Raw genomic sequence first — 1,258 nt, 5'->3', positions numbered from 1 at the left:
TCCTGGGGCATGGGCGACCTGGGCGACCTGGGCGAGCTGACCGCCTGGGCGGGCCGCGCCCTCGGCGCCGGATTCATCCAGGTCAACCCGCTGCACGCGGCCGTACCCGGCGCGCCGACCGACCCGTCGCCGTACCGCCCCTCCTCCCGCCGCTTCCCCGACCCCGTCCATCTGCGGATCGAGGACGTCCCCGAGTACGCCCACGCCGTCCACGGCCCCGGCGGCGAGCGGCTGCGCGCGCTGCCCGAGCGGGCGGCCCGGCTGCGCGAGGCCGTGCTGGAGAAGGGCGAGCTGATCGACCGGGACGCCGTCTGGGACCTCAAGCGGGAGGCGCTGGAGCTGCTGTGCGCCCTCCCGCTCGGCCCCGGCCGCCAGGCCGCCTACAGCGACTTCCTCGCCGAGCAGGGCCAGGCCCTGGAGGACCACGCCACCTGGTGCGCGCTCGCCGAGGTGTACGGCACCGACTGGCGGAACTGGCCCGCCGGGCTGCGCGATCCCCGCTCCCCGCAGACCGCCCGGGCGCGGGCCGGCCTCATGGACCGCGTCGACCTCCACTGCCGCCTCGCCTGGCTCACCGACAGTCAGCTCACCGCCGCCCAGCGCACCGCCCGCGAGGCGGGCATGCCGATCGGGATCGTGCACGACCTGGCCGTCGGGGTGCATCCCAGCGGCGCCGACGCCTGGGCCCAGCAGGAGTACTTCGCCGCCGGCATGTCCGTCGGCGCCCCGCCCGACGCCTTCAACGCCCGCGGCCAGGACTGGGGCCTGCCGCCCTGGCGCCCGGACCGTCTCGCCGCCACCGGTTACGCGCCCTACCGCGCCCTGCTGCGGGGGCTGTTCCGCTACGCCGGCGCCCTGCGCATCGACCACGTCATGGGCCTGTTCCGCCTCTGGTGGGTGCCGCAGGGGCTGCCCCCGACGGAGGGCACCTACGTCCGCTACGACGTCGAGGCCATGCTCGCCGTGCTGGTCCTGGAGGCGTCCCGGGCCGGGGCGGTGGTGATCGGCGAGGACCTGGGAACCGTCGAGCCGGGCGTCCGCGAACGGCTGCGGGAGCGGGGCGTCCTCGGCACGTCCGTGCTCTGGTTCGAGCGGGACTGGGACGGCGACGGCCGCCCCCTGCCGCCCGAGGCCTGGCGCGCCGACTGCCTCGCCACCGCCACCACCCACGACCTGCCGCCCACCGCCGCCCGGCTCACCGGCGAACACGTCGACCTGCGCGACCGGCTGGGCCTGCTCGCCCGGCCGGTCGCCGACG

General features: G+C 77.2%; 1 protein-coding gene. It reads left to right on the top strand.

What is annotated here, in order from left to right; translation table 11 throughout:
* Nucleotides 1-1,258 (top strand): 4-alpha-glucanotransferase (malQ, locus tag CCN42_RS40020; protein WP_107427732.1); only part of this gene is annotated, 1,258 nt, incomplete at both ends.

The sequence above is a fragment of the Streptomyces glaucescens genome (assembly GCF_002154375.1).
In the GTDB taxonomy this organism is placed as follows: Bacteria; Actinomycetota; Actinomycetes; order Streptomycetales; family Streptomycetaceae; genus Streptomyces; species Streptomyces glaucescens.
Note: the sequence above shows the minus strand (reverse complement) of the source record. Positions and strands in the feature narration are given on the sequence as shown.